Consider the following 22,331-nt stretch of genomic DNA (forward strand, 5'->3'; position numbering starts at 1 on the left):
AAATACCCCCGAATGTTCACGACGCGCCCCGAAATCGCCGGTACCTTTGGCGTTGTCGCCTCCACCCACTGGATCGCCTCCCAGGTCGGGATGGCGGTGCTGGAGCGGGGCGGCAACGCCTTCGACGCGGCGGTGGCCGCGGGCTTCACCTTGCAGGTGGCGGAGCCGCATCTGAACGGCCCGGGCGGCGACTGCCCGATCATCATCCATGACGCCAAGGCCGGCGCGCAGCGCGTGATCTGCGGCCAGGGCGTGGCGCCGGCCGGGCTGACGGTGGCCCATGTGAAGGGCGAGCTGGGGCTCGACCTGATCCCCGGCACCGGCTTCCTGCCGGCGATGATCCCCGGCGCCTTCGACGCCTGGGCGCTGATGCTGCGCGACTACGGCACCTGGTCGCTGCGCGACGTGCTGTCCTACGCCATCGGCTACGCGCATCGCGGCATCCACTACGTGCCCCGCGTGGTCGCCACGCTGAACACGGTGAAGCCGCTGTTCGAATCCGAATGGCCGACCAGCGCCGAAGTCTGGCTGCGCAACGGCGGCCCGGTGGCCGGCGGCCTCTACGCAAACCCCACATTGGGGAAAACCTGGGAACGGGTGCTGCGGGAGGCGGAGGCGGCGGGCCATGACCGGGTTGCGCAGATCGATGCGGCGCGCAACGCCTGGTATGGCGGCTTCGTCGCCGAGGCGATCGGCGAGTTCTTCGCCAAGGATGCGCTGCTGGATTCCTCCGGCCAGCGCCACAAGGGCGTGCTGACGGCCCACGACATGTCCCATTGGCGCGCCAGCCAGGAAGCGCCACTGCGCCGCGACTATCGCGGCCACACCGTGCTGAAATGCGGCGTCTGGAGCCAGGGGCCGGCGATGTTGCAGACGCTGGCGCTGCTGGAAGGCTTCGATGTCGGCGCCATGGACCCGCTGGGCGAGCAATTCGCCCATACCGTCATCGAGTGCATGAAGCTGGCCTTCGCGGACCGGGAGGCCTTCTACGGCGACCCCGATTTCGTCGATGTCCCCATCCACCACCTGCTGTCCGACGAATACGCCGCCGAGCGCCGCAAGCTGATCGGCGATGCGGCGAGCCTGGACCTCCGCCCCGGCACCCTGCCCGGCATGACAACCCCCTGGGTCGACCATGACGCCGCCAGCCGCGTGGCGCTGCTGACCCGCGCGCCGGGGGCCGGCGAGCCGACCGTGGCGCGGCTGGGCGTTTCCAGCGCCGACACCTGCCACATCGACATCATCGACAGCCAGGGCAACATGGTCTCCGCCACGCCCTCCGGCGGCTGGTTCCAGTCCTCCCCGGCGGTTCCGGGGCTGGGCTTCTGCCTCGGCACGCGAGGGCAGATGTTCTGGCTGGATGAGTCGCTGCCGAACGGGCTGAAGCCCGGCAAGCGGCCGCGCACCACGCTGTCCCCGGCCATGGTGCTGAAGGATGGGCGCCCCTGGATGAGCTTCGGCACGCCGGGCGGGGAGCAGCAGGACCAGTGGCAGCCCATCATGCTGTCCCGCATGATCGACCACGGGCTAAACATCCAGCAGGCGATCGACGCGCCGTCCTTCCACACCGAACATTGGCCGAGCAGCTTCTGGCCGCGTGTGGCCCGCCCGGGCAAGGCCGTGTTGGAAGGCCGCTACGCGCCGGAGGTGGCGCGGATGCTGATCGCGCGCGGCCATCTGGTGGATGTCGGTGGCGAGTGGTCCGAAGGCAGGCTGAGCGGCGCGCGGCAGGAGGAGGACGGCCAGTTGTTCGCCGGCGCCAATCCGCGCGGCATGCAGGGCTACGCCGTCGGGCGCTGAGCCCCGCTCACCTCCGGGCGCCGGGCCAGGGGAGCCGGGCGGCCGGCACCCAGGCATGGCTGGACTGCGGCGCGAGGCTGCGCCGCAAGGCGAGCTGGGCCTCGATCGCCGCTTCCGTCTGCGCCTGAGACGGCACCTCCCAATCCGCCACATCGGCAAAGCCCTCTGCCACCAGGCGCTGGCCGAGCCTGGCGAAGTCGGGCATGGCGCAGGCTAGGCGCCAGTTCACCCCGGCAAAACTCTCCGTCGGCGGCGGGCCGCCGGGCGGGGCGGAGACGATGACGCCGGTGATGCAGCCGAATTCCGCCGGCCTCCGGAAGCCCGCCAGCACCAACTGCCGGAAGATCGGTGGATGCCGGCTGCCGAGCCGCCAGATCATGCCGATCCGGGCGCTGTCCGGCAGGTGGATCGCCGCCAGATGGATCGCCGAGCCCTCCGCCGAGATCAGCATCTCCACCCCCTGATAGAGGGCGACCTGCGCCGCCAGGCTCAGTGTTTCGGGATGGATCACGGCATAGCCGGCGCGGGCGAAATTGGCGTCCAGCATCGATTCCAGCAGGAAGCTGGCCTTTTCCGGCGGCAACCGGCTGCGGGAGAGATAGGCGCGCGGCACCGGGGCAGGCCGTTCCGGCAGGTAGGTCCCGCGCAAAAAAGCCCGGTGCAGTTGGGGCGCCGCCGGCAGGTCGGGCGTGTCCAGCAGGGCGAGTTGCCGCGGCACCACCAGCCGCTCCACCCGCAACGGCGCTGTGACCACGTGGCTCGGGGCCTCCGGATGGATGTCCAGCAGCTCCAGCATCTGCGGCAGCCAGTGACGGTCGGCCGGGCCGGAGGCCGCCTCCAGCGAATTGACCCCCGCCCGCCAGCCGAAAGGCAGGAACAGAAGGCCCCGCGGCGGCGGCGCGCAGCCCGGCCAAGCCCAGAGCCGGCCGAGGGATTCATTGATGAAATGGCCAAAATGCTGGCGTAGCCAGCCACCGAACAGCCAGCTTCCCGGCAAAGCCTCCGCAGGCGTCTCCGGCGCCAGCGGCGCGGGCTCGTTCAGCGTATTCCCGCCGACATGCCGGGCGAGGTCGCAGGGATGGCCGGCGGCGTCATAGACGCCGCCGTCATAGATGGTCCGCCCCTGCGCCCGCGCCCGAGCGGCGGCTTCCCGCGTGATGGTACCGCAGGGGATCAGCAGCGCATCGTCCAGGATCTCGATGCGCGGCATGATCCTCCGGGGTCAGCTTTTCCGCGCCTGGGCCTGTAGCTGGCTGATGGTCGCGCGGTTGGTGACCTGTTCCGGATTCATCCGCACCTCGATGATCGCCGCCTTGCCGCTGGCCTTGGCTCGCTGGAAGGCCGGCACCAGTTCATCGGTCGCTTCCACCACCTCGCCATGCCCACCGAAGGCCTCGATGAAGCGGGCGAAGTCCGGGTTGGTCAGCTTGGTGCCGGAGACGCGGCCAGGATAGGTGCGCTCCTGGTACATGCGGATGGTGCCGTACATCCCGTTGTTGAAGACCAGGATGATCGGCGCCGCGTTGTGGTGGAAACAAGTGGCCATTTCCTGGCCGGTCATCAAAGCTCCGCCATCGCCCACGAAACAGACCACGGTGCGGTCGGGATGGGTAATAGCGGCGCCAATGGCGGCCGGGATGCCGTAGCCCATGGCGCCGTTCGTCGGGCCGAGGAAATCCTGCTTCTCCCGCACATGCATGAAGCGGTTCGGCCAGGTGGCGAAATTGCCGGCGTCGGAGGTGAAGATGGTGTCCTCCGGCAGGACCTTTTCCAGCTCCTGCAAGGCAATGGCCAGGTTCAGCGGACCCTCGTAGCTCGGCGGCTTGGCCTGCGCTTCCCGCGCGGCCCGCACGTCCTTCCGCCAGGCGCCCCAGCGTGGTGCCGCGATGCGCGGCAGGGCCGCGGCGGCGGCGGCAAAGGCGTTCACATCGGCGGTGATGCCCAGCGCCACGCGATGCACCCGGCCGATCTCCGCCTGGTCCTGGTGGACCTGGATGATGGGCTGCTTCCCGGCGAAGTCGAACAGCGTGTAGCCCTGGCTCACCGGCTCCCCGAGGCGGGTGCCGAAGGCCAGGATGAGGTCCGATTCACGGGCCTTGGCAACCAGCCCGGCATCGGCGCCGACCCCCAGATCGCCCGCATAATGGGCGGAGGTGCCGTCGAACAGGCCCATGCGGCGGAAGGAGACGGCGACGGGGATGTCGTTGCCGACCAGGAAGTCGCGGATCGCCGCCTTGCCTTCCGGCGTCCAGCCGCTGCCACCGAGGATCGCCAGCGGGCGTTCGGCCTTGCCCAGCATCTCCATCATCCGGTCGAGCGCGGCCGGCGCCGGATAGGCGGGCATCACCGCGCCGGGTCCGATATCCGGGACCTTGGCAAGGTCCTTCTGCATCTCCTCGCTCAGGGCCACCACCACGGGGCCGGGCCGGCCGCTGGTTGCGACATCGAAGGCATGGGCGATCAATTCGGGGATGCGGGCGGCCTCGTCGATCTGGGTGACCCATTTCGCGATGGGGCCGAAGAAGCGGCGGTAATCGACTTCCTGGAAGGTTTCGCGATCCGTCTCGTTCATGGGGATCTGGCCGACCAGCAGCACCAGCGGGGTGCTGTCCTGGAAGGCGACATGGACGCCGATGGCGGCGTGGCAGGCGCCGGGGCCGCGGGTGACGACGGCAACACCCGCCTTGCCGGTCAGCTTGCCATGGGCTTCCGCCATATGCACGGCGCCGGCTTCGAAGCGGCAGGTCACCAGCTCGATGCGGTTGCGCTGATTGTACAGGCCGTCGAGCAGGTCGAGGTAGCTTTCGCCGGGCACGGCGAAGACATGGGTCGCGCCGTTGGCGACCAGGGCATCGGCGAGCAACTGCCCGCCCGTCCGGCCCTCGATGCCACTGGAATTCTGTGCTGCCGCATGCGCCACGCCGGACTCTCCCCAAGGATGCTTCCCTGGGGATTTAGCCCGGCAAGGCGGCCGCGCCTACTCCGCAACCGGCCGGCGGGCTACTCGGCGGGCGCCGGGTGGTGCGGTGCGTGCTGCGCCTTCTCCAGTTCCGCCAGCTTCTGCGCGATGGCGCCGATCGGCTTGGTATAGGGCGCCAGCAGCAGATACAGCGCCGGCACGGCATAGAGCGTCAGGAAGGTGGAGAAGGTGACGCCGCCGACGATCACCACACCCAGCGCCTGCCGGCTTTCCGCACCCGCCCCCGTCGCCATGGCCAGCGGCAGGGCGCCGAAGGCGGTCGCGATGGAGGTCATCAGGATCGGCCGCAGCCGGGTGACGGAGGCTTCCAGCACCGCGTCATGCACCGTCAACCCGCGATCGCGAAGCTGGTTGGCGAATTCCACCACCAGGATGCCGTTCTTCGCCATCAGCCCGATCAGCAGCACCAGCCCGATCTGGCTGAAGATGTTCAGCGTCAGGCCGGTGAAGTGCAACGCCAGCAGGCCGCCGGTCACGGCCAGCGGCGTGGACATCAGGATGATCAGGGGGTGGATGAAGCTTTCGAACTGCGCCGCAAGCACCAGGAACACCACCAGCAGCGCCATGGCGAAGGTGACATAGAGCGCGCTGGAGCTTTCCTTGAATTCCAGGCTCTGGCCGCGATAGCTGATGCGCGCCTCCGGCGGCAGCACGTCCCGCGCCACGCTTTCCATGAAGGACAGCGCTTCGCCCAGCGTATAGCCAGGGGCGAGCGAGGCGGCGATGGTGATGGCGCGCACCCGGTCTTCCCGCGACAGGCTCTGCGGCCGGGCGCGTTCGGACAGCGTGACCACGTTGGACAGGGGCACCAGCCCGCCCTGGGTGGAGCCGGAGCCCGCGATCAGGCCCAGCATGCCGCCATTGCTGGTGCGGACGAAGATGTTCTGCAGGTCATAGGGGCTGGCGCGGTCTTCCTCCCGCGCCTGGAGCAGGATCTTGTATTCCTGGCCGCCCTGGACATAGGTCCCGACCTCTCGCGAGCCAAGCATCGTCTCGATGGTGCGACCCATCGACTGGATGGAGACGCCGAGTTCCGCGGCCTTGCGGCGGTCGATCTCCACGCGGATCTCGGGCTTGGTTTCGCGGTAGTTGCTGTCGAGGTTCAGCAGCTGCGGGTTCTGCCGGGCACGATCGAGGAAGGCGTTGCGCCATTCCACCAGCTGTTCGTAGCTGGTGCCGCCGATGACGAACTGCACCGGCGGCTGGAAGCCGCGCTGGCCGAGCGAGGGCGGGTTCAGCGCGAAGGCGCGCACACCGGGGATACCGAGCAGACCGGGCATCATGTCCGCCGCGATCACCTGCTGCTTGCGGGCACGTTCATGCCAAGGAGCCAGGCGCATGAAGATATTGGCGGAGTTGCTCTGCGCCGGGCGCTGGAAGCCGCCGACCGTGGCGAAGAGCGAGGCGATCTCGCCATTCTCGACGAAGGGCCGCAGCACCTCCTCCACCCGCTCCACATGCTCCTGCGTATAGGTGAAGGAGGCACCTTCGGGACCCGTGGTCGGGATGATGATGACGCCGCGATCCTCGGTCGGCGCGAATTCCTTCGGCAGCACGATGAACAGCAGCACGGCCAGACCGGTCAGCGCGGCGACCGCGCCCATGGTCAGCACCGGCACTGCCAGCGCCCGGCGCAACGTCGTCCGCAGCAGCCAGTTCATGCCGAGGAAGAAGGGCTCGGTCCAGCGCACCAGACGGCTTTCGCCCTCATGCGCGCGCAGCAGCTTGGAGCACATCATCGGCGTTAGCGTCAGCGCGATGAGGCCGGAGAACAGCACGGAGGCCGCCAGGGCGAAGCCGAATTCGGTGAACAGACGCCCGGTATTGCCGCCCATGAAGGACAGCGGCACGAAGACCGCGATCAGCACCAGCGTGGTCGCGATGACCGCGAAGGCAATCTCCCGCGCGCCGCGGATGGAGGCGAGCAGCGGCGGCTCCCCCTCCTCGATCCTGCGGTGGATGTTCTCCAGCACCACGATGGCATCATCGACGACAAGGCCGATGGCCAGCACCAGCCCGAGCAGGGTCAGCACATTCAGCGAGAAGCCCAGCGCGGCCAGCGCGATGAAGGAGGCGATGATGGAGACAGGGATGGCCACCGCCGGGATGATGGTGGCGCGCCAGGAACGCAGGAAGAAGAAGATCACGACGACCACGAGGATCAGCGCGATCATCAGCGCGTGCTCGACCTCATAGATCGACTGGGCGATGAAGGTGCTCTCGTCATAGCCGATCACCACCTCCACCCCATCGGGGACGCTGCTGCGGATGCGCTCCACCTCCGCCTTCACGCCGTCGGCGACGGACAGCGTATTGGCGGTGGACTGCCGCAGGATGCCAAGGCCGACGCCGGGCCGGCCATTGATGCGGTAGCCGCCGCGCGTATCCTCCGGCGCCACCTCCACCCGCGCCACATCGCCGAGCAGCACCTGGCCGCCGCCGGTGCGCGCCAGCACCACCTGGCGGAACTGGTTGGGCTCGCTGATGCGGGTGTCGGTGCGCACCGTCAGCTCGCGCGCTGTGCCCTCGATACGGCCGCCCGGCAGCTCGATATTCTCGCGCCGGATCGCATCCTCCACGTCCTGCACGGTCAGGCCGCGGGCGGCGAGCGCCTGGCGGTCCAGCCAGATGCGCATGGAGGGCTTGCGTTCGCCCAGCACCAGCACCTGGGCCACACCCTCGACGATGGCGAGCCGGTCGGCGAAACGCCGCTGCGCGACCTCGGTCAACTCCATGCCGGTGAGCTGGTCGGAGGTCAGCGCCACCCAGAGGATCGGCCGCGCATCGCCATCCACCTTCTGCACCACGGGCGTATCCGCCGCGTCGGGCAGCCGCGCCAGGGCACGCGCCACGCGGTCGCGCACATCGTTGGAGGCGGCGTCCACATTGCGGGAGAGCTGGAATTCGATGGTGATCTGGCTGCGTTCGTCGCGGGAGAAGGAGGTCATCACCTTGATGCCCTCGATGCCGGCGACCGCCGCCTCGACGATCTCGGTGATCTGCGTGTCCACCACGCCGGCGGAGGCGCCGAGATAGGTGGTGGTGATGGACACCACCGGCGGGTCGATCGCCGGATATTCGCGGATCGGCAGCTTCACCATGGCGGCGAGGCCCAGCACGATCAGCATCAGGCTGATCACCATGGCGAAGACGGGTCGCTTGATGGAGACGTCCGAGAGCACCATGGCGCGGCTTCCCTGGGGGCTTTCCCGTCATCGGCCGCCGCTTCGGCGTTCCGGATGGCAGGTTGCTGAAAACGGAGGCGGTCTGTTGCGGATCCGGGCGACGCCGCCCGGATCGGTTCGGATCAGGAGGTCGGGCGGGTCATCGTCTCAGTGATGCGCACCGGCGCGTCGTTGCGCAGGCGCTGGATGCCGCGCACCACCACGGGTTCCCCGGCCTCGACACCCGACAGAACCTCAACCTCGCCCCGCAGCCGCTGGCCCAGGCGCACCTCGACACGCTTGGCCCGGTTGTCACGGATGACGTAGACGAAGCTGCGGTCGCCCAGCGGGTCGATCGCCTCCTCCGGCATCAGCAGCGCATTGGTGCGGGTGGCGAGCACCAGCTCCACCGTCATGAACAGGCCGGGCTTCAGCGCCTCATCCGCATTCTCGAATTCGCTGATGACACGGACCGTGCGCGTGCTGGTATCGATGCGGGTGTCGATCACGGAGACGGTGCCGATGAAGGCGCGATCGCCGAAAGCCGCGCTGCGGGCCGTGACCGTGCTGCCGACGCGCACCCGCGCCAGAAAGACCTCCGGCACCGAGAATTCCACCCGGACCTTGGCGATATCGTCCAGCGTGGTCACCACCGTGCCGGGCTGCACGAGGGCGCCGACGCTGACCTGGCGCAGGCCGACGCGGCCGGCGAAGGGGGCGGCGATGCGCGCCTCCTCCAACCTCGCCGCGGTCTGGCGCACCCGGCCCTCAGCCTGGCGGGCCTGGGCTTCCAGGGTTTCGAGGCGCTGTGCGGCGATGGACTGGCCGGGTTGCAGCTGCCGGGCGCGGGCCGCCTGGCTGCGGGCGTCATCATATTGGGCGCGGGCCTGGTCCAGCTCCGCCCGCAATGCCGCGGCCTCCAGATCCACCAGCTGGTCGCCGGCGGCGACGCGCTGGCCTTCCTCGAAGCGGATATTGGTGATGATGCCGCCGACCTTGGCGGTGACGGCCACCGCATTGCGTGCACGCACCGTGCCGACCGATTCAGTGCGGTCAACCACCGCCCCCGTGCGGACCGGGGCCACGGCGACGCCGATCGGCCCGCCCTGGCCGCCACGCTGCTGCGCCGTGGGTGCGGCCGCTTCCAGGCCCACTAGGGCCAGCGGGCGCGGCAGGCCGAAGCTCTCACCGTAAATGTGCCAGGCGGCACCGACCCCGACGATCAGGGCCATGACGGCGAGCTGGGAGGATGTGCGCATGCGACCCCGATTGCTACCAGCGATTCTTCTCGCCCGGTGCCACCATCCGGGAAAGACTCCGTTACCCTTCGTCACCGGCAGTCACATCTTGGCGACGGGGTGGCCCGTTCGCCAGATGACCCACGATACGGGAATTTGCAAGCTATCGGCGAAGAATGCATGCGGGTGGCATGCAAATGTCATGCCTGCCGAGGCACCCCTTTCCGGCCGGCGCGCGCCGCGCCAATCTGCCGACCCATCAGGGGCAGGAGTAAAGCGATGCGAGCCATTTTCGTCATGGTGAAATGCGAGATGGGCCAGGCCTATCGGGTGGCCCGCGAAATGGCGGATGGCATTCCGGAATTGTCGGAGATGCACTCCACCAGCGGCCAATATGACCTGCTGGGCAAATTCTACCTGGAGACGGACCAGGATATCGGCCTGTTCGTGGTGGAGCGGGTGCAAAGCGTGCCGGGGGTGAAGGACACCTACACCTTGCAGACGTTTAATGCCTTTTCAGGCGGCAAGGCCTGACCGGGCGCCGATCAGGGCGGGCGGAGGCTTCCGAAACCCTTCGAAATACCCGCCCCACGCCCGACACAAAGCCGCCCTTCGCCCGCCCTGCCGCATGACCATCATGCAAGGCGTCGGAGGAACCACACCATGCGCGTACTTCCTGCCCTTGCCCTTGCTTCCGCCCTGCTGGTCGGCGCCTGCCAGAATCCGGACGGCTCGGTGAACGTGCCGGCCTCCCTGGCGCTGGGCGCCGGCGCGGCGCTGGGCGTCGCCGCCCTCGCCTCGGCGAGCAACAACAACCACAGCCATTACGGCCGTCGTGGCGGCTATTACGGCCGCCCCTCCTATGGCTATTCGCGGCCCTATTACGGCGGCGGTTACAATCGCGGCTACCGCCGCTGGTGAGGCGGCCTAGGCTAAATCTTTAGCCCCAGGTGCGGAAGTGCGGCATGCCGGAGATCGGCGGTGCCGCCTTCAGCGCCGCGATATCCGGCACCGGGCGCATCAGGCTGGCATCGCCCGCCACCGCGGCCTCGATGGCCGCGGCCACCGCCATCACCTTGGCATCGCCACCGCGCGGCCCGACGATCTGTAGGCCGAAGGGCATGCCGGCCTCGTCCAGGCCCAGCGGCAGGCTGATGGCCGGATGGCCCACCAGCGTGACCGCATAGGCCAGCGACAGCCAGTGGAAATAGGTGCGGGTCGGCTGGCCGTCGATCTCGGCCGGATACAGCTCCGTCCAGAGGCGCGGGCTGATGGTGATGGCCGGGCTGATGATCACGTCGTGGTCGCGGAAGAAGTTCTGCCAGACGCGATAGATGCGGGTCTGCTCGCTGGCGGCGCGGGCGTAATCGGCTAGGCTGTACCGCAGCCCTTCCTCGACATTGGCGATGACGTTCGGGCCGACATCCTGCGGCCTGGTCCGCACTTTCTCCGCATGGCTGGCGATGAAGCTGGCGGCGCGCAGCACCTCAAAGGCCTCGTCGGTGCCACGGCAATCGGGGGTCGCCTCCTCCACCCGGCCAAACAGCGGGCTCAGCGCGGCGACGCGGCTGGCGAAGACCCGGCGGATGTGCTGCTCGGTCGGCGCGAAGCCGAAATCAGGGGTCGCGGCGACGCGCAGGCTGCCGAGGTCGATGCCCATCGGCGGATACAGGTCGCGGTCGCCGCCGCGCACCCGGCGGCCGGGCAGCGTATAGGCCAGCGGGTCCACAGCATCGTCATCCGCCATGGCGGAGAGCAGCAGCGCCGCATCGCTGGCCGTGCGCGCCATCGGGCCCAGCACCGGCAGCGCCGACCAGCCATGGCCACGCCGTTCCGCCGGCACCAGCCCCGGGGACGGCCGGTAGCCGACAATGCCGTTGAAGGCCGCCGGATTGCGGAGCGAGCCGCCGGTATCACTGCCCGAGCAGATCGGGAACATGCCGCAGGCCAAGGCGACGGCCGAACCGCCGGAGGAGCCGGCGGCGGAGCGCGTCGGGTCGAAGGCATTGCCGGTCGCGCCATAGACGATGTTACGCGTATTGGCGCCGGCACCGAATTCCGGCGTGTTGGTCTTGGCCGTGACGATCGCCCCCGCCGCGCGGATATTCGTCACCATCGCCTCATCCTTGGTGGGGATGTGGTCGGCGAAAATCGGGCTGCCCCAGGTGGTGCGGAGGCCCTTGACCTCCTCCAGGTCCTTGATGCCGATCGGCAGGCCATGCAGCGGTCCGAGCCGGCCGCCGGCCATCACATCGGCCTCGGCCTGCTTCGCGGCGGCGCGAGCGCGGTCTTCATCCAGCGCGACCACGGCGTTCACCGCATGGTTCACCGCGGCGATGCGGCCGAGGCAGCTTTCCAGCAGCTCCACCGGGGAAAGCTTGCGGATGCCAATCAGGCGGCGTGCCTCGACGGCGGTGAAGTCGCAGGGTTCGGTCACGCGGCCAATTCCTTTGCATAAAGCGCCAGCATGACGGCGCCGAAACAGGCGAAGAGGACACGCAGATCGCCCCGCTCCGCAAGGTCGTCCCGGATGGTGCGCACCGCGATGGCGGTGGCAAGGTCAGCCGGGTAGCCATAGATGCCGGTCGAGATGGCGGGGAAGGCAATGGAGGTGCCGCCCGCCTCCCTCAGTCGGTCGAGACTGGCGCGATAGGCGCCGGCGAGCAGCATGGGCTCCCCCTGCCCGCCCCCGCGCCACACCGGCCCCACGGCGTGGATCACATGCCGCGCCTTCAGCCGGAAGCCGGGCGTGATGCGTGCCTGGCCGGTGGGGCAGCCACCAAGCGCGCGGCAGGCCGCCAGCAAATCCGGCCCCGCCGCGCGATGCACCGCGCCATCCACTCCGCCGCCACCGCGCAGGCCCTCATTGGCCGCCGTCACCACCGCATCGACGTCAAGGGTGGTGATATCGGCTTCCAGGGCCTGGATGGCCATCAGTAGCCCATCGCGCAGCCGTCCTTGCGCGGGTCCGATCCGCCGACGAGGCAGCCCTTGGCACGGTCGATCAGGATGGCCTGGCCGCCGCCATGCGGCTTGTCGATCAGCGCGACTTCGTGGCCCAGGCGGTTCAGCCGGTCGATGACGCTGGCCGGGATGCCGCGCTCCACCTGCACCTTGCCCTGGTAGGGGAAGAGGCGCGGCGCATCGAGGCTCTCCTGAACGTCCAACCCGTATTCAAAATGGTTGGCCAGGAACATGGACTGGCCCATCGGCTGGTAATGCCCGCCCATCACGCCATAGGGCATGATCGCCTCGCCGTTCTTCATCACCATGCCCGGGATGATGGTGTGCATCGGGCGCTTGTCCGGGGCGATGCAGTTCGGATGGCCTTCCTGCAGGCGGAAGCCGAAGCCGCGGTTCTGCAGCATCACGCCGGCCTTCTCGGCGAAGATGCCGGATCCGAAACCCTCGAAGAGCGAGTTGATGAAGGAGCAGGCATTGCCGTCCTTATCGACCACCGAGAGGTAGACCGTGTCCTTGTGCTTCTGCCAGTCGGCATGGCCGGCCTCGGGCAGTTCCGCCATCGCCTTCTCGTCGCGGATCAGCTTGGCCAGGTCGGTGATGTAGTTTTCGGACAGCAGCTTCGCCAAAGGCACCTCGACCTGGGACGGGTCGGCCAGGAAGGCGTCGCGGTCGCGATAGGCCAAGCGCGCGGCCTCGATATGGCGATGGAAGCGCTCGGCGCTCAGCGGGCCCTGTTCGACGGTGCCGAGCTTCTCGATCATGCCCAGGATCATCAGCACCAGCAGGCCGCTGCCATTCGGCGGGCACTGGAACACCTCCATGCCGCGCCAGGCCCGGCTGATCGGGTCGACGAATTCGGCGACGGTCAGGCCACGGGCGAAATCGGCCTCGGTATGGGTGCCGCCGGCGGCGCGCAGCGTGGCGACCATGTCAGCGGCGATATCGCCCTCATAGAAGGCCTTCGCGCCGTGCTTGCCGATGGCCCGCATGGTGGCGCCGAGTGCCGGATTGGTGAACTTGTCGCCCAGGGCGTAGGCGGCGCCGTTCTTCAGGAAGTGCTTCGCCGCGCCGGGGTGCTTCGCCAGCTTGCCGACCGAGGACTCCCAATCCACGGAGACGCGGCCGGACAGGAAAAAACCCTCCTCGGCATAGCGGATGGCGGGGGCCAGGATTTCCTCCAGGCTCTTGGTGCCATGCGCCTTGTTCAGCGTCTCCCAGGCCGAGATCGCGCCGGGGACGGTGACCGAATGGGCGGAGGTCGGCACCATGGCCGTCAGCCCCGCCGCGCGCAGCGCCTCCGGCGTCGCGCCCATCGGCGCGCGGCCAGAGCCGTTCAGGGCGATGACCTTGCCGGTGCCGGCCGGGGCATACAGACAGAAGCAGTCGCCGCCGATGCCGGTCGATTGCGGCTCTACCACGCCGAGCACGGCGCAGGCGGCGATCGCCGCATCCAGCGCATTGCCGCCCGAACGCAGGATATCCAGCGCGGCGAGCGTCGCCTGCGGCATGGAGGTGGCGGCCATGCCATTGGCGGCATAGACCGCGCTGCGGCCGGGGGCGTGGAAGTCGCGCTTCATATTCGGACACCTGTGCGAATTGTTGACAGTGTTTTGACGCCGTGACGGCCGCGGGGCAAGCCAGTGAAGGGCAAGCCGGGCTTATTGCGTCAGGAAGCCGCCATCGATCACCAGGCTGGTGCCGGTGACCATGGCGCTGGCGGGGCTGGCCAGGAAGACGATGGCGCCCATGATGTCCTCCACCGTCATGATCCGCCCGAGCGGCATGCGGCGGATCTGGCTGGTGCGGATCTTCTCATCGGCCAGGAAATCGCGCGTCAGCGGCGTCTCCACGAAGCCCGGCGCCACGGCATTCACGCGGATGCCCTTGGGGCCGAGCTCGAAGGCCATCGCCTTGGTCAGCCCCTCGATGGCGTGCTTGGTGGCCGTGTAGACGCTGCGATTGGCGCCGGCGACATGGCCGTTGACCGAGGACAGGTTGATGATGGCGCCGCCCCTGCCCTGCTCCACCATGCCCTGGGCCACCGCCTGGGCGACGGTGAACATGGCACGGATGTTCAGGTCCATAAGCTGGTCCAGCGACTCATCCGGCACGTCGAGAAAAGGCTGGCGGATATTGGTACCGGCATTGTTCAGCAGGATGTCGAAGGGACCGGAGGCCTCGACCAGAGCGCGCACGGCACGCCGGTCCGTGACATCCAGCTGCGCGGCGCGGGCGGCGTGGCCGGCCTCGCCGAGAGCGGTCGCCGTCTCCTCCAGCTCATCCAGGCTGCGGGCGGCCAGCACCACATCCGCCCCGGCCGCGGCCAGCGCGACGGCGCCGGCACGGCCAATGCCCTTGCTGGCCCCGGTGACCAGGGCGCGCAGCCCATCCAGGCGGAAACTGGGGGTGACAGGGAGCATCTTGGGGCCTCCTCGGACGCATCGGACGTGCAAGCCCATGCGCCGGCCGACCGGATCGCGCAAGGGTCGTAGCCCACCCTTCCCCGCCCCCACGCCAGGCTGTAGGAATGGGCATGGACCAGATCACCTATGCCGATTTCGAGAAGCTCGACATCCGCGTCGGGACCATCATCGATGCGCAGCCCTTTCCGGAGGCGCGCAAGCCCGCCATCAAGCTGTGGGTCGAATTCGGCGAGGGGATCGGGGTCAAGACCTCCTCCGCCCAGCTCACCGTGCATTATTCCCCGGACCGGCTGATCGGCCGCCAGGTGATGGCCGTGGTGAACTTCCCGCCGCGCCGCATCGGCGGCTTCGAGAGCGAGATCCTCGTCCTCGGCGTGCCGGATGAGAATGGCGCGGTGGTGCTGCTGAAGCCCGATCTGAAGGTGCCCGACGGCGGGCGGATGTTCTGAATTTGTGACGACCCTCTACCGACAGGATGCGAGATAATGGCGCCGCGCTACTACACGGTGACCTGGGACCAATTGCACCGGGATGCCAAGGCGCTTGCCTGGCGGCTGGTGGAGCGCGGCCCCTGGAAGGGCATGGTCGCCATCACCCGCGGCGGGCTGATCCCGGCCGCGATCATCGCCCGCGAACTCGACTGCCGGCTGATCGAGACCGTCTCGGTCGTCACCTATGACGAGGAGCATCGCGGCGAGCCGGAGGTGGTTAAGCCCCCCGCCGCCGCGCTGGCCAGCCTGGGCGAGGGCTGGCTGCTGATCGATGATCTGGTCGATACCGGCACCACCGCCCGGCTGGTGCGCGCCATGCTGCCCAAGGCGCATTTCGCGACCGTCTATGCCAAGCCCGCCGGCAAGCCAACGGTGGACACCTTCATCACGGAGGTGTCGCAGGACACCTGGATCCTGTTCCCCTGGGACACGGAACCGCAGTTCATCGCGCCGATTGCCAAGGGACTGGCGGCGGGGAAGTAGCGTCTCCTGTGAGGTTGGGCCGCGGGCGGGTTCGTAGCGCCCGGATATCCCGCCCGGGTGGCTGTCCGAAAAAGCGGCCATATTCGCGGGTGAACTGCGGCACGCTCTCGTAGCCCACAGCAAAGGCCGCATGGGCGATCGTATCGCCCTCCGCCACCAGCCGGCGCCGCGCCTCGATCAGGCGCAACTGCTTCTGGAACTGCAAGGGCGTCAGGCTGGTGGCCATGCGGAAATGCGCGTGAAAGGCGGAAAGACTCATCCCCGCCGCCTCGGCCAGTGCCTCCACCCGCAGCGCCCCGGCATAAGCCTTCCGGATCACGGCAACGGCGCGCGCGATGCGCCGCGCAGGCCCGTCCGGCAGGCCGAGCGCGCGGATCGCCCCGCCATGGCGGCCCGACAGCAGCCAGAAATGCAGCTCCCGCATCAGCGATGTACCCAGGATGGGCAGGGCCGAGGGTCGCTCCAGCAGGCGCATCAGGCGCAGCGCCGCATCCGCCACTTCGGCTTCCGTGGCGTCCACCGAGACTTTCTGGCCAGCCTGGCCCGGTGCCGGGCCCATCTCCGACACCAGCGCCGCAATGATCGCCGGGTCGAGGTCCACGACCAGGGACAGGTAGGGCATGCGGGCAGAGGCCCGCGTCACTTGGCTGACGGTCGGCACATCCGCCGTGATGAGCAGCGATTCCCCGGCGCCGAAATCGAAGCTGCTGCTGCCCATCGTCACGCGCTTGTCCCCTTGCAGCACGATCGCGATGAGCGGGTTGGAGATGGCGTATTGCAGCGCCGTCGGCTGCATCTCGCGCAGCACGGTGAGGCCGGGGATCGAGGTCGGCGCGATTCCGTCCCGGCAATGACGCTCGGCATGCGATCGCGCGGCGGCGGCCAGACTGTCGATCATCCTCGGACCTTAGGCCCAGCCAACATCTTCGGGCAAGCGGGCCATCGGATCAGCAAGCCTAGTACTGCACCTTTTCAGCGGATAGGCGAAGAGGATCGGGAGAATCAGGCAAGACTGAGCGAGCATCAGGCAAGGCACGATGGCCAAGCGGCGGCATATGCCGGGCCACCACGTCACCCATTGCATGGAGCCTTCCAATGCCTGCCATTTCCCTCGTCACCGGCGCCAGCCGCGGTCTCGGCCGCAACACTGCCATCAGCCTCGCGCGCCGGGGCGGCGACGTGATCCTGACCTATCGCAGCGGGGCCGAGGCCGCGCATGCGGTCGTGGCCGAGATCGAGGCGCTGGGCCGCCGCGCCGTCGCACTTCCGCTCGACGTCACCGACATCGCGGGCTTCGCCGGCTTCACGCAGAGCCTGCGCGCCGTGCTGCGCGACATCTGGGGCCGGGACAGCTTCGACCACCTCGTGAACAATGCCGGCCAGGGCGAGATGGGCAGCCTGGCGGAGACCACGGAAGCGCAGTTCGACGCGCTCTTCGCCACCCACGTCAAAGGCGTGTTCTTCCTGACCCAGGCGCTGCTGCCCCTGCTCGCGGATGGCGGGAGGATCGTGAATTTCTCCTCCGGCCTCACCCGTATCTCCTTTCCGGGCTTCTCGGCCTATGCGGCGGCCAAGGGCGCGGTGGAGGTGCTCAGCCTCTATATGGCCAAGGAACTCGGCGCGCGGGGCATCGCCGTGAATACCGTGGCGCCCGGCGCCATCGAGACCGACTTTCTCGGCGGCGCCGTGCGCGACATGCCGGACCTCAACCGGCAGTTCGCGGCGATGACCGCGCTCGGCCGCGTCGGCGTGCCGGACGACATCGGGCCGATGGTCGCCAGCCTGCTCGGCCAGGATCACCGCTGGGTCAACGGCCAGCGCATCGAGGTCTCGGGCGGCCAGAGCATCTGAGCGCGGCCGCCCCAATGCGTTAGGACAGATGCGTTAGAAGGAGGGTATCTCCTCCTTCGCCACCAGCACCTTGTCCACGCGGCGGCCGTCCATATCCACCACCTCGAAGCGCCAGCCGGACCAGGAGATGCGGTCGCCCTCCTTCGGGATGCGTTGCAGCAGGGCCAGCATCAGCCCGGCGACGGTGTGATAGGTACCCTCCTGCGGAAGGTCCGGCAGGTCGAGCCGGGCCTTCAACTCGTCGGAGGGCATCATCCCCTCCAGCAGCAGGCTGCCGTCATGGCGCACCACGGCCGGATGGTCGGAATCGTGATGCGGCGCGCCCAGCTCGCCCACGATCGCCTCCAGCAGGTCGGAGGCGGTGACCACCCCTTCGAAGCTGCCATACTCGTCCATCACCAGCGCCATGCCGATCGGATCGCCGCGCAGACGTTCCAGCGCGTCCAGCGCCGAGAGCGTGTCCGGCAACACGCGGGCCTGGCGCAGCGCGCGCGCCACCGACATCGGCGCGCCTTCGAGCAGCTGGTCGAGTAGGTCCTTGGCCGCCACCACGCCCACCACATTGTCCACCCGCCGGTCGGCGACGACGAAGCGGGTGACGGAGGAAGCGCGCAGCCGGGCGGCGATATCCTCAGGCGGCGCGGTGCGGTCCAGCCACTCCAGCTCATTGCGCGGCGTCATCAGTGCGCGCACCGGCTTGTCGGCCAGGCGCAGCACCCGCTCGATCATGTGCCGCTCCTCGGTCTCGATGGCGCCGGAGGTCGCACCCTCCGCGACCACGGCCTTCACCTCCTCCTCCGTGATCTGATTGGCGCTGACATCGTGCTTGCCGAACAGCCGCAGCACGAAGGCGGAGGAGCTGGAGAGCAGCCAGATCACCGGGCTGGTGACCCTCGACAGGGTGGATAGCGGCCGGGAGACGAGGACGGCGACGCGTTCGGGATTGCGCAGCGCGAGCTGCTTCGGCACCAGCTCCCCAAGGATCAGGCTGAGATAGGTGATCGCCATCACCACCAGGGCGAAGGCCACTTCCTGCGCCGCGGAGCCGATCAGCGGAATCTGTTCCAGCCCCTCGGCCAGCAGCGCGGATAGCCTGGCGCCACCGAAGGCGCCGGCGAGGATGCCGACCAAGGTGATGCCGACCTGCACCGTGGGCAGGAAGCGCTGAGGATCATCCGCCAGCGCCTGTGCGGCCGCGGCGCCCTTGTGGCCACGGCGCAGCATGGCGGTGAGGCGGGTGCGACGTGAGGAGACGATGGCAAGCTCGCTCATCGCGAACAGCCCATTCAGCAGCACCAGCAACAGGATCAGCAGCACCTCGAGGCCAATGGCCATCTCGTTCACGGTCTCCGATAGGTTGTCTGAGCGCGCCAGATGTAGCGCCGGGCGCGCGGCGGCGGAACCATCCTTACCACAGCACGGGTCGCCCTGAGGAACCGCGCGCTGCCGCGCGCGCTGGACTCGACTGACGCCCTCCGTGGCTGCCGGAATTACGGCAGGAATGTGGCGACCCGGTAAAGGGTCTCAAAAAAATTTGCGTTGTATTAATAATTGGATTTGTTAGTCTCCTGGCAACACCTTCCCACTTCGGAGGCAATTCATGCGCAACGATGAACAGACCCTCTCCCCCCCCGCCGAGGCGGAGATCCTGCCCTTCCCCAATAGCGATGAACGCCGCCTGCGCGTCGCGCTACGCAATCTCGAGGCCGCGCTGGCCGAACAGCGCGCCGCCATCGCCAACTTCCGCGCCGAGCTCGCGGCTCTCGGCAGCGCCGTCGCCGGCCTGGGCGACAGCACCCAGTTGTTGCAGGATCGCCTGCACGAAACGGCCGAGGACACGGCCCTTGCCCGCGACGCCGCGCTGCGCCTGCAGAAGACCGCCGAAGCCATGGCGATCTGAGCGGCACACCAGCCCCCGCTTTCCTTCACACTTGTCGCGCCTCCATCTGGCCTTGTAGTATCGCTACACCAGGATGGAGGGGGCGATGCGCGACAGAATCGCCCATCTGCTGGACCGGCTGAGCCCAGCCGAGCGCAAGGTCGCGGAGATGGTGACGGCCGATCCGGCCGCCGCCATGAACGCAACCCTCGCAACCCTCGCGCGCAGCGCCGGCGTTTCCGAACCCACCGTCATCCGCTTCTGCCGCTCCCTCGGCCTGGAGGGCTTCGCCGATCTGCGCATGGCGCTGGCGCGGGCCGAGGGTGGGGGCGGCGCCCGCATGCATCGCCGCATCGGCCCGGGCACGCCGGTGCCGGATGCCGCGCTCGCCGTCTTCGACACAGCCATCGCCGCTCTGGCCGAGGCGCGGCAGAAGATGGACCCGGCCAGCATCGAGCGTGCCGCCCTCGCCTTGGTTCGCGCCGCGCGCGTCGAGATCTGGGGTTTTGGTGCCTCCGCCGCCGTGGCGCAGGACCTGGCCCACAAACTGTTCCGCATCTGCCGCGGCGTCGTCGCGCGGTCGGACCCACACATGCAGGCCATGGCCGCCGCCACGCTGGATGGCGACGCGGTCGCGCTTTGCATTTCCCATACCGGGCGCAGCAAGGACATTGTGGAGGCCGCCACGCTCGCCGCTGCCTCCGGCGCCACGGTCGTCGCCATCACCCTTCCAGGCTCGCCGCTGGCCGCCTGCGCCACGCTGCTGATCCCCTGCGAGGTCGAGGAGGATACCGAATTGCACACGCCGATGGTGTCGCGCCTGGTGCATCTGGTGCTCGGCGATGCGCTGTCGGTTGCCGCCGCCCTGCTCTCACCGCCGGCGGCGGAGCAGCGCCTGTCACGCATGAAGGCCGCGCTGCGGCAGCGGCGGAGCGAGCCGTGAGTCGCCGCTTGCGCGCCGCCGCATCCGATTCAGGAAGGGAGACAACGTCATGAACCATGCCCTGCTGCCGCAACTGCGCGCGGCCCGCGTCATCCCCGTGGTGCGCACCACGGATGCGAGGCTAGCGGCGCTGGCCGTGGAATGGCTGCGCGGCGCCGGCCTGACCATCTTCGAGATCACCATGACCGTGCCCAACGCGCCCGGGCTGATCCGCGCCTTGTCCGCAGACCCCGCTCTGATCATCGGCGCCGGCACCGTGCCGGACCGCGCGGCGGCGGAAGCCTGCCTCGCCGCGGGCGCCCGCTTCCTGGTCTCGCCCTGGGTCGATCCGGCGGTGGCGGAAGCCGCGCGGGGCGCCGGCGCAGCCTCCATGCTCGGGGCCATGACGCCGACGGAGGTGCGCGCGGCGCTGGCTGCCGGCGCCGATGTGGTGAAGGTGTTCCCGGCCAGCTCCGCCGGCGGACCGCCGCACATCAAGGCGCTGCGCTCGGTCTTCCCGGATGTCGCCTTCTGCCCCACCGGCGGCGTCGATGCCCGCAATGCGCCGGACTATCTGGCGGCCGGCGCCGCCTTCGTTGGCATCGGCGGCAAGCTGGTGGATGAGGCGCTGCTGGCGCGCGGCGACCGCGCCGCCATCGAGGCGGCGGCACGCGACGTGCTCGGCCTGCGGCAGGCGTGACGGCGATGCCCGACATTCTCTGCCTCGGCGAGCCCATGCTGGAATTCAACCAGCAGCCGGATGGCCGGTATCTGGAAGGCCATGGCGGCGACACCTCCAACGCCGCCATCGCGGCGGCGCGCAATGGCGCGGCCGCGGGCATGATGGCGCATATGGGCCAGGACCGGCCGGGCGAGAGCTTTCGTCAGCTCTGGGCGGCGGAGGGTGTGGATACCGCGACGGTGTGCGGCGATCCGGACGCGCCGACGGGAATCTACTTCGTCAGCCACGGGCCGCAGGGGCACGACTTCACCTTCTATCGCAAGGGCAGCGCCGCCAGCCGCATGCGCGTGGCCGATGTGCCGGAAGCGGCGATCCGCCAGGCGCGCATCCTGCACCTTTCGGGCATCAGCCTCGGCATTTCCGACACGGCCTGTGACGCCGCTTTCCATGCGATGGAGGTGGCGCGCGAGGCCGGTGTCAGCGTCTCCTTCGACACCAATCTGCGGCTGCGCCTCTGGCCGCTGCGCCGCGCCGCCGCCTGCATTCATGCGGCCGTCGCGCTCTCCGACCTCGCCTTCCCGTCCTTCGATGATGCGGTGGCGCTGACCGGTCTGCGCGATGCGGACGCGATCGCGGATTTCTACCTGAAGCTCTGCCCGCTGGTGCTGCTGAAGCTGGGGGCGGAGGGGGTGATGGTCGCGACGCGCGAGGCACGGCAGCGCATTCCCGGCTTCAAGGTGCAGGCCGTGGATGCGACCGGCGCGGGCGATACGCTGGCCGGCGCCTTCCTCGCCCGCATCGTCGGGGGGGATACGCCACAGCAGGCGGCGCGCTACGCCAATGCTGCCGCGGCGCTGTCCACCACCGGCTACGGCGCCGTCGCCCCCATTCCGCGCGCGGCCGCGGTGCGCGCCTTCCTCGACGCGCATCCGGTCTGACTTCGCGCCGTCACACCGCCTGCATCAGCGGCCGGATATGCGTCGCGGCACGGGCACCCACGGCGCGCAGGAAACCGCAGCGCTCATAGAATGTATGGGCGGAGACCGGTGCCCGTACCCGCAGTCGCGCATAGCCATGCGCCGTCGCGGCGCTCGCCACCGCCTCCACCAATGCGCGGCCGACACCGGCCCGGCGCGCCGGGCGCAGCACATAGAGGCGGCGCACGCGGCCGATATGTTCCAGGCTCAAATAAGGATCGCGCGTCAGCCCACAAAGGCCGAGCAGCGCCTGGCCGGCAAAGGCGGCGAACAGGGCATCTCCGGCCGCACTGAATCGCAGCACGTCCTGTTGCCAGTCCTCGCGCACCACTTCCAGAATGCGCTGCCCGTCGCCGATGGCATCGGCGGCGAGATCGTCAAATTGGTCAGGCAGCAGCGTGATTCGCTCGATGCGAATCGGCAGGCTGGCGGCGACCCCGAAGGGCCGAATGGGGCTGAGCAACGGGGAGGTCGCCT

21 protein-coding genes are annotated in these 22,331 nt (G+C 69.0%); 10 read left to right on the top strand and 11 right to left on the bottom strand.

Translation table 11 applies throughout. The features are described 5' to 3' along the window. The first annotated feature begins 12 nt into the window (after positions 1–12). Entirely contained in the window at positions 13–1,800 is a 1,788-nt protein-coding gene (locus ACVFYP_RS18145; protein WP_499201607.1) for a gamma-glutamyltransferase family protein, read from the top strand. Positions 1,801–1,807: 7 nt separating this feature from the next. Here the strand turns inward: ACVFYP_RS18145 and ACVFYP_RS18150 are convergent, their stop codons facing one another. The 4 genes from ACVFYP_RS18150 to ACVFYP_RS18165 all read right to left on the bottom strand — a co-directional run bounded on the left by ACVFYP_RS18150 (position 1,808) and on the right by ACVFYP_RS18165 (position 9,203). After that, entirely contained in the window at positions 1,808–3,010 is a 1,203-nt protein-coding gene (locus tag ACVFYP_RS18150; RefSeq protein ID WP_499201608.1) for a glycosyltransferase 61 family protein, read from the bottom strand. Positions 3,011–3,022: 12 nt separating this feature from the next. Continuing rightward, positions 3,023–4,720, bottom strand: a complete 1,698-nt coding sequence (locus tag ACVFYP_RS18155) for a thiamine pyrophosphate-dependent enzyme (RefSeq protein ID WP_499201609.1) — start codon at positions 4,718–4,720, stop codon at positions 3,023–3,025. Positions 4,721–4,800: 80 nt separating this feature from the next. Further along, positions 4,801–7,965, bottom strand: a complete 3,165-nt coding sequence (locus tag ACVFYP_RS18160) for an efflux RND transporter permease subunit (RefSeq protein ID WP_499201610.1) — start codon at positions 7,963–7,965, stop codon at positions 4,801–4,803. A gap of 122 nt (positions 7,966–8,087) precedes the next feature. Continuing rightward, positions 8,088–9,203 carry an efflux RND transporter periplasmic adaptor subunit gene (locus ACVFYP_RS18165; protein ID WP_499201611.1) on the bottom strand — a complete coding sequence of 372 codons (1,116 nt, stop codon included), beginning with the start codon at positions 9,201–9,203 and terminating at the stop codon, positions 8,088–8,090. A gap of 258 nt (positions 9,204–9,461) precedes the next feature. On the opposite strand from ACVFYP_RS18165, the gene ACVFYP_RS18170 reads away from it, so the two are divergent. Both ACVFYP_RS18170 and ACVFYP_RS18175 read left to right on the top strand, forming a co-directional pair. Next, positions 9,462–9,716: an Lrp/AsnC ligand binding domain-containing protein gene (locus ACVFYP_RS18170; RefSeq protein ID WP_499201612.1), complete on the top strand. Its 255-nt coding sequence runs from the start codon at positions 9,462–9,464 to the stop codon at positions 9,714–9,716. 129 nt (positions 9,717–9,845) lie between these two features. Continuing rightward, on the top strand, positions 9,846–10,103 hold the full coding sequence (locus tag ACVFYP_RS18175) for a hypothetical protein (protein WP_499201613.1): 258 nt from the start codon (positions 9,846–9,848) through the stop codon (positions 10,101–10,103). A 19-nt stretch (positions 10,104–10,122) separates the two neighbouring features. Here ACVFYP_RS18175 and ACVFYP_RS18180 read toward each other — a convergent pair whose 3' ends face one another. The 4 genes from ACVFYP_RS18180 to ACVFYP_RS18195 form a co-directional block, all read right to left on the bottom strand. Next, on the bottom strand, positions 10,123–11,619 hold the full coding sequence (locus ACVFYP_RS18180; RefSeq protein WP_499201614.1) for an amidase: 1,497 nt from the start codon (positions 11,617–11,619) through the stop codon (positions 10,123–10,125). Beyond that, positions 11,616–12,116 carry an O-acetyl-ADP-ribose deacetylase gene (locus tag ACVFYP_RS18185; RefSeq protein WP_499201615.1) on the bottom strand — a complete coding sequence of 167 codons (501 nt, stop codon included), beginning with the start codon at positions 12,114–12,116 and terminating at the stop codon, positions 11,616–11,618. The genes ACVFYP_RS18180 and ACVFYP_RS18185 overlap by 4 nt, the downstream gene beginning before the upstream one ends. Beyond that, complete coding sequence (ggt, locus tag ACVFYP_RS18190; RefSeq protein ID WP_499201616.1) at positions 12,116–13,723, bottom strand: gamma-glutamyltransferase; 1,608 nt, start codon at positions 13,721–13,723, stop codon at positions 12,116–12,118. Before ggt ends, ACVFYP_RS18185 begins: the two co-directional genes overlap by 1 nt. Positions 13,724–13,804: 81 nt before the next feature. Continuing rightward, the gene (locus tag ACVFYP_RS18195) at positions 13,805–14,566 is read right to left on the bottom strand and encodes an SDR family NAD(P)-dependent oxidoreductase (protein WP_499201617.1); all 762 of its coding nucleotides are present in this window, start codon (positions 14,564–14,566) and stop codon (positions 13,805–13,807) included. 113 nt (positions 14,567–14,679) lie between these two features. On the opposite strand from ACVFYP_RS18195, the gene ACVFYP_RS18200 reads away from it, so the two are divergent. Together ACVFYP_RS18200 and gpt are read left to right on the top strand one after the other, a co-directional pair. Further along, positions 14,680–15,018 carry a tRNA-binding protein gene (locus tag ACVFYP_RS18200; protein ID WP_499201618.1) on the top strand — a complete coding sequence of 113 codons (339 nt, stop codon included), beginning with the start codon at positions 14,680–14,682 and terminating at the stop codon, positions 15,016–15,018. Between the two features lie 36 nt (positions 15,019–15,054). After that, positions 15,055–15,543, top strand: a complete 489-nt coding sequence (gene gpt, locus ACVFYP_RS18205; RefSeq protein WP_499201619.1) for a xanthine phosphoribosyltransferase — start codon at positions 15,055–15,057, stop codon at positions 15,541–15,543. On the opposite strand, the gene ACVFYP_RS18210 is transcribed toward gpt, so the two are convergent. Continuing rightward, positions 15,503–16,441, bottom strand: coding sequence for an AraC family transcriptional regulator (locus tag ACVFYP_RS18210; protein ID WP_499201620.1), 939 nt, complete (start codon positions 16,439–16,441; stop codon positions 15,503–15,505). The genes gpt and ACVFYP_RS18210 overlap by 41 nt on opposite strands. A 197-nt stretch (positions 16,442–16,638) precedes the next feature. On the opposite strand from ACVFYP_RS18210, the gene ACVFYP_RS18215 reads away from it, so the two are divergent. Further along, complete coding sequence (locus ACVFYP_RS18215; protein WP_499201621.1) at positions 16,639–17,394, top strand: SDR family NAD(P)-dependent oxidoreductase; 756 nt, start codon at positions 16,639–16,641, stop codon at positions 17,392–17,394. A gap of 33 nt (positions 17,395–17,427) precedes the next feature. Here ACVFYP_RS18215 and ACVFYP_RS18220 read toward each other — a convergent pair whose 3' ends face one another. Then, positions 17,428–18,729: a hemolysin family protein gene (locus tag ACVFYP_RS18220; protein WP_499201622.1), complete on the bottom strand. Its 1,302-nt coding sequence runs from the start codon at positions 18,727–18,729 to the stop codon at positions 17,428–17,430. Positions 18,730–18,994: 265 nt separating this feature from the next. On the opposite strand from ACVFYP_RS18220, the gene ACVFYP_RS18225 reads away from it, so the two are divergent. From ACVFYP_RS18225 to ACVFYP_RS18240, 4 genes are all read left to right on the top strand, one after another. Continuing rightward, on the top strand, positions 18,995–19,294 hold the full coding sequence (locus ACVFYP_RS18225) for a hypothetical protein (RefSeq protein WP_499201623.1): 300 nt from the start codon (positions 18,995–18,997) through the stop codon (positions 19,292–19,294). A gap of 85 nt (positions 19,295–19,379) precedes the next feature. After that, complete coding sequence (locus ACVFYP_RS18230) at positions 19,380–20,216, top strand: SIS domain-containing protein (protein WP_499201624.1); 837 nt, start codon at positions 19,380–19,382, stop codon at positions 20,214–20,216. 49 nt (positions 20,217–20,265) lie between these two features. Continuing rightward, a complete protein-coding gene (locus ACVFYP_RS18235) occupies positions 20,266–20,895 on the top strand; it encodes a bifunctional 4-hydroxy-2-oxoglutarate aldolase/2-dehydro-3-deoxy-phosphogluconate aldolase (protein WP_499201625.1) in 630 nt (209 codons plus the stop codon). 5 nt (positions 20,896–20,900) lie between these two features. Continuing rightward, a complete protein-coding gene (locus ACVFYP_RS18240) occupies positions 20,901–21,815 on the top strand; it encodes a sugar kinase (RefSeq protein WP_499201626.1) in 915 nt (304 codons plus the stop codon). Between the two features lie 10 nt (positions 21,816–21,825). Here the strand turns inward: ACVFYP_RS18240 and ACVFYP_RS18245 are convergent, their stop codons facing one another. Next, a complete protein-coding gene (locus tag ACVFYP_RS18245) occupies positions 21,826–22,317 on the bottom strand; it encodes a GNAT family N-acetyltransferase (protein WP_499201627.1) in 492 nt (163 codons plus the stop codon). Between the last annotated feature and the right edge of the window lie 14 nt (positions 22,318–22,331).

The sequence above is a fragment of the Roseomonas sp. F4 genome (assembly GCF_053891155.1).

Bases quoted from the DNA above. Each gene is read 5' to 3' on its own strand.
- ACVFYP_RS18160 (WP_499201610.1), bottom strand. From the start codon at position 7,965: ATGGTGCTCTCGGACGTCTCCATCAAGCGACCCGTCTTCGCCATGGTG.
- ACVFYP_RS18195 (WP_499201617.1), bottom strand. From the start codon at position 14,566: ATGCTCCCTGTCACCCCCAGTTTCCGCCTGGATGGGCTGCGCGCCCTG.
- gpt (WP_499201619.1), top strand. From the start codon at position 15,055: ATGGCGCCGCGCTACTACACGGTGACCTGGGACCAATTGCACCGGGAT.
- ACVFYP_RS18210 (WP_499201620.1), bottom strand. From the start codon at position 16,441: ATGATCGACAGTCTGGCCGCCGCCGCGCGATCGCATGCCGAGCGTCAT.
- ACVFYP_RS18200 (WP_499201618.1), top strand. From the start codon at position 14,680: ATGGACCAGATCACCTATGCCGATTTCGAGAAGCTCGACATCCGCGTC.
- ACVFYP_RS18230 (WP_499201624.1), top strand. From the start codon at position 19,380: ATGCGCGACAGAATCGCCCATCTGCTGGACCGGCTGAGCCCAGCCGAG.
- ACVFYP_RS18235 (WP_499201625.1), top strand. From the start codon at position 20,266: ATGAACCATGCCCTGCTGCCGCAACTGCGCGCGGCCCGCGTCATCCCC.
- ACVFYP_RS18145 (WP_499201607.1), top strand. From the start codon at position 13: ATGTTCACGACGCGCCCCGAAATCGCCGGTACCTTTGGCGTTGTCGCC.
- ACVFYP_RS18170 (WP_499201612.1), top strand. From the start codon at position 9,462: ATGCGAGCCATTTTCGTCATGGTGAAATGCGAGATGGGCCAGGCCTAT.
- ACVFYP_RS18165 (WP_499201611.1), bottom strand. From the start codon at position 9,203: ATGCGCACATCCTCCCAGCTCGCCGTCATGGCCCTGATCGTCGGGGTC.
- ACVFYP_RS18185 (WP_499201615.1), bottom strand. From the start codon at position 12,116: ATGGCCATCCAGGCCCTGGAAGCCGATATCACCACCCTTGACGTCGAT.
- ACVFYP_RS18225 (WP_499201623.1), top strand. From the start codon at position 18,995: ATGCGCAACGATGAACAGACCCTCTCCCCCCCCGCCGAGGCGGAGATC.
- ACVFYP_RS18220 (WP_499201622.1), bottom strand. From the start codon at position 18,729: ATGGCCATTGGCCTCGAGGTGCTGCTGATCCTGTTGCTGGTGCTGCTG.
- ACVFYP_RS18175 (WP_499201613.1), top strand. From the start codon at position 9,846: ATGCGCGTACTTCCTGCCCTTGCCCTTGCTTCCGCCCTGCTGGTCGGC.
- ACVFYP_RS18215 (WP_499201621.1), top strand. From the start codon at position 16,639: ATGCCTGCCATTTCCCTCGTCACCGGCGCCAGCCGCGGTCTCGGCCGC.
- ACVFYP_RS18150 (WP_499201608.1), bottom strand. From the start codon at position 3,010: ATGCCGCGCATCGAGATCCTGGACGATGCGCTGCTGATCCCCTGCGGT.
- ACVFYP_RS18240 (WP_499201626.1), top strand. From the start codon at position 20,901: ATGCCCGACATTCTCTGCCTCGGCGAGCCCATGCTGGAATTCAACCAG.
- ggt (WP_499201616.1), bottom strand. From the start codon at position 13,723: ATGAAGCGCGACTTCCACGCCCCCGGCCGCAGCGCGGTCTATGCCGCC.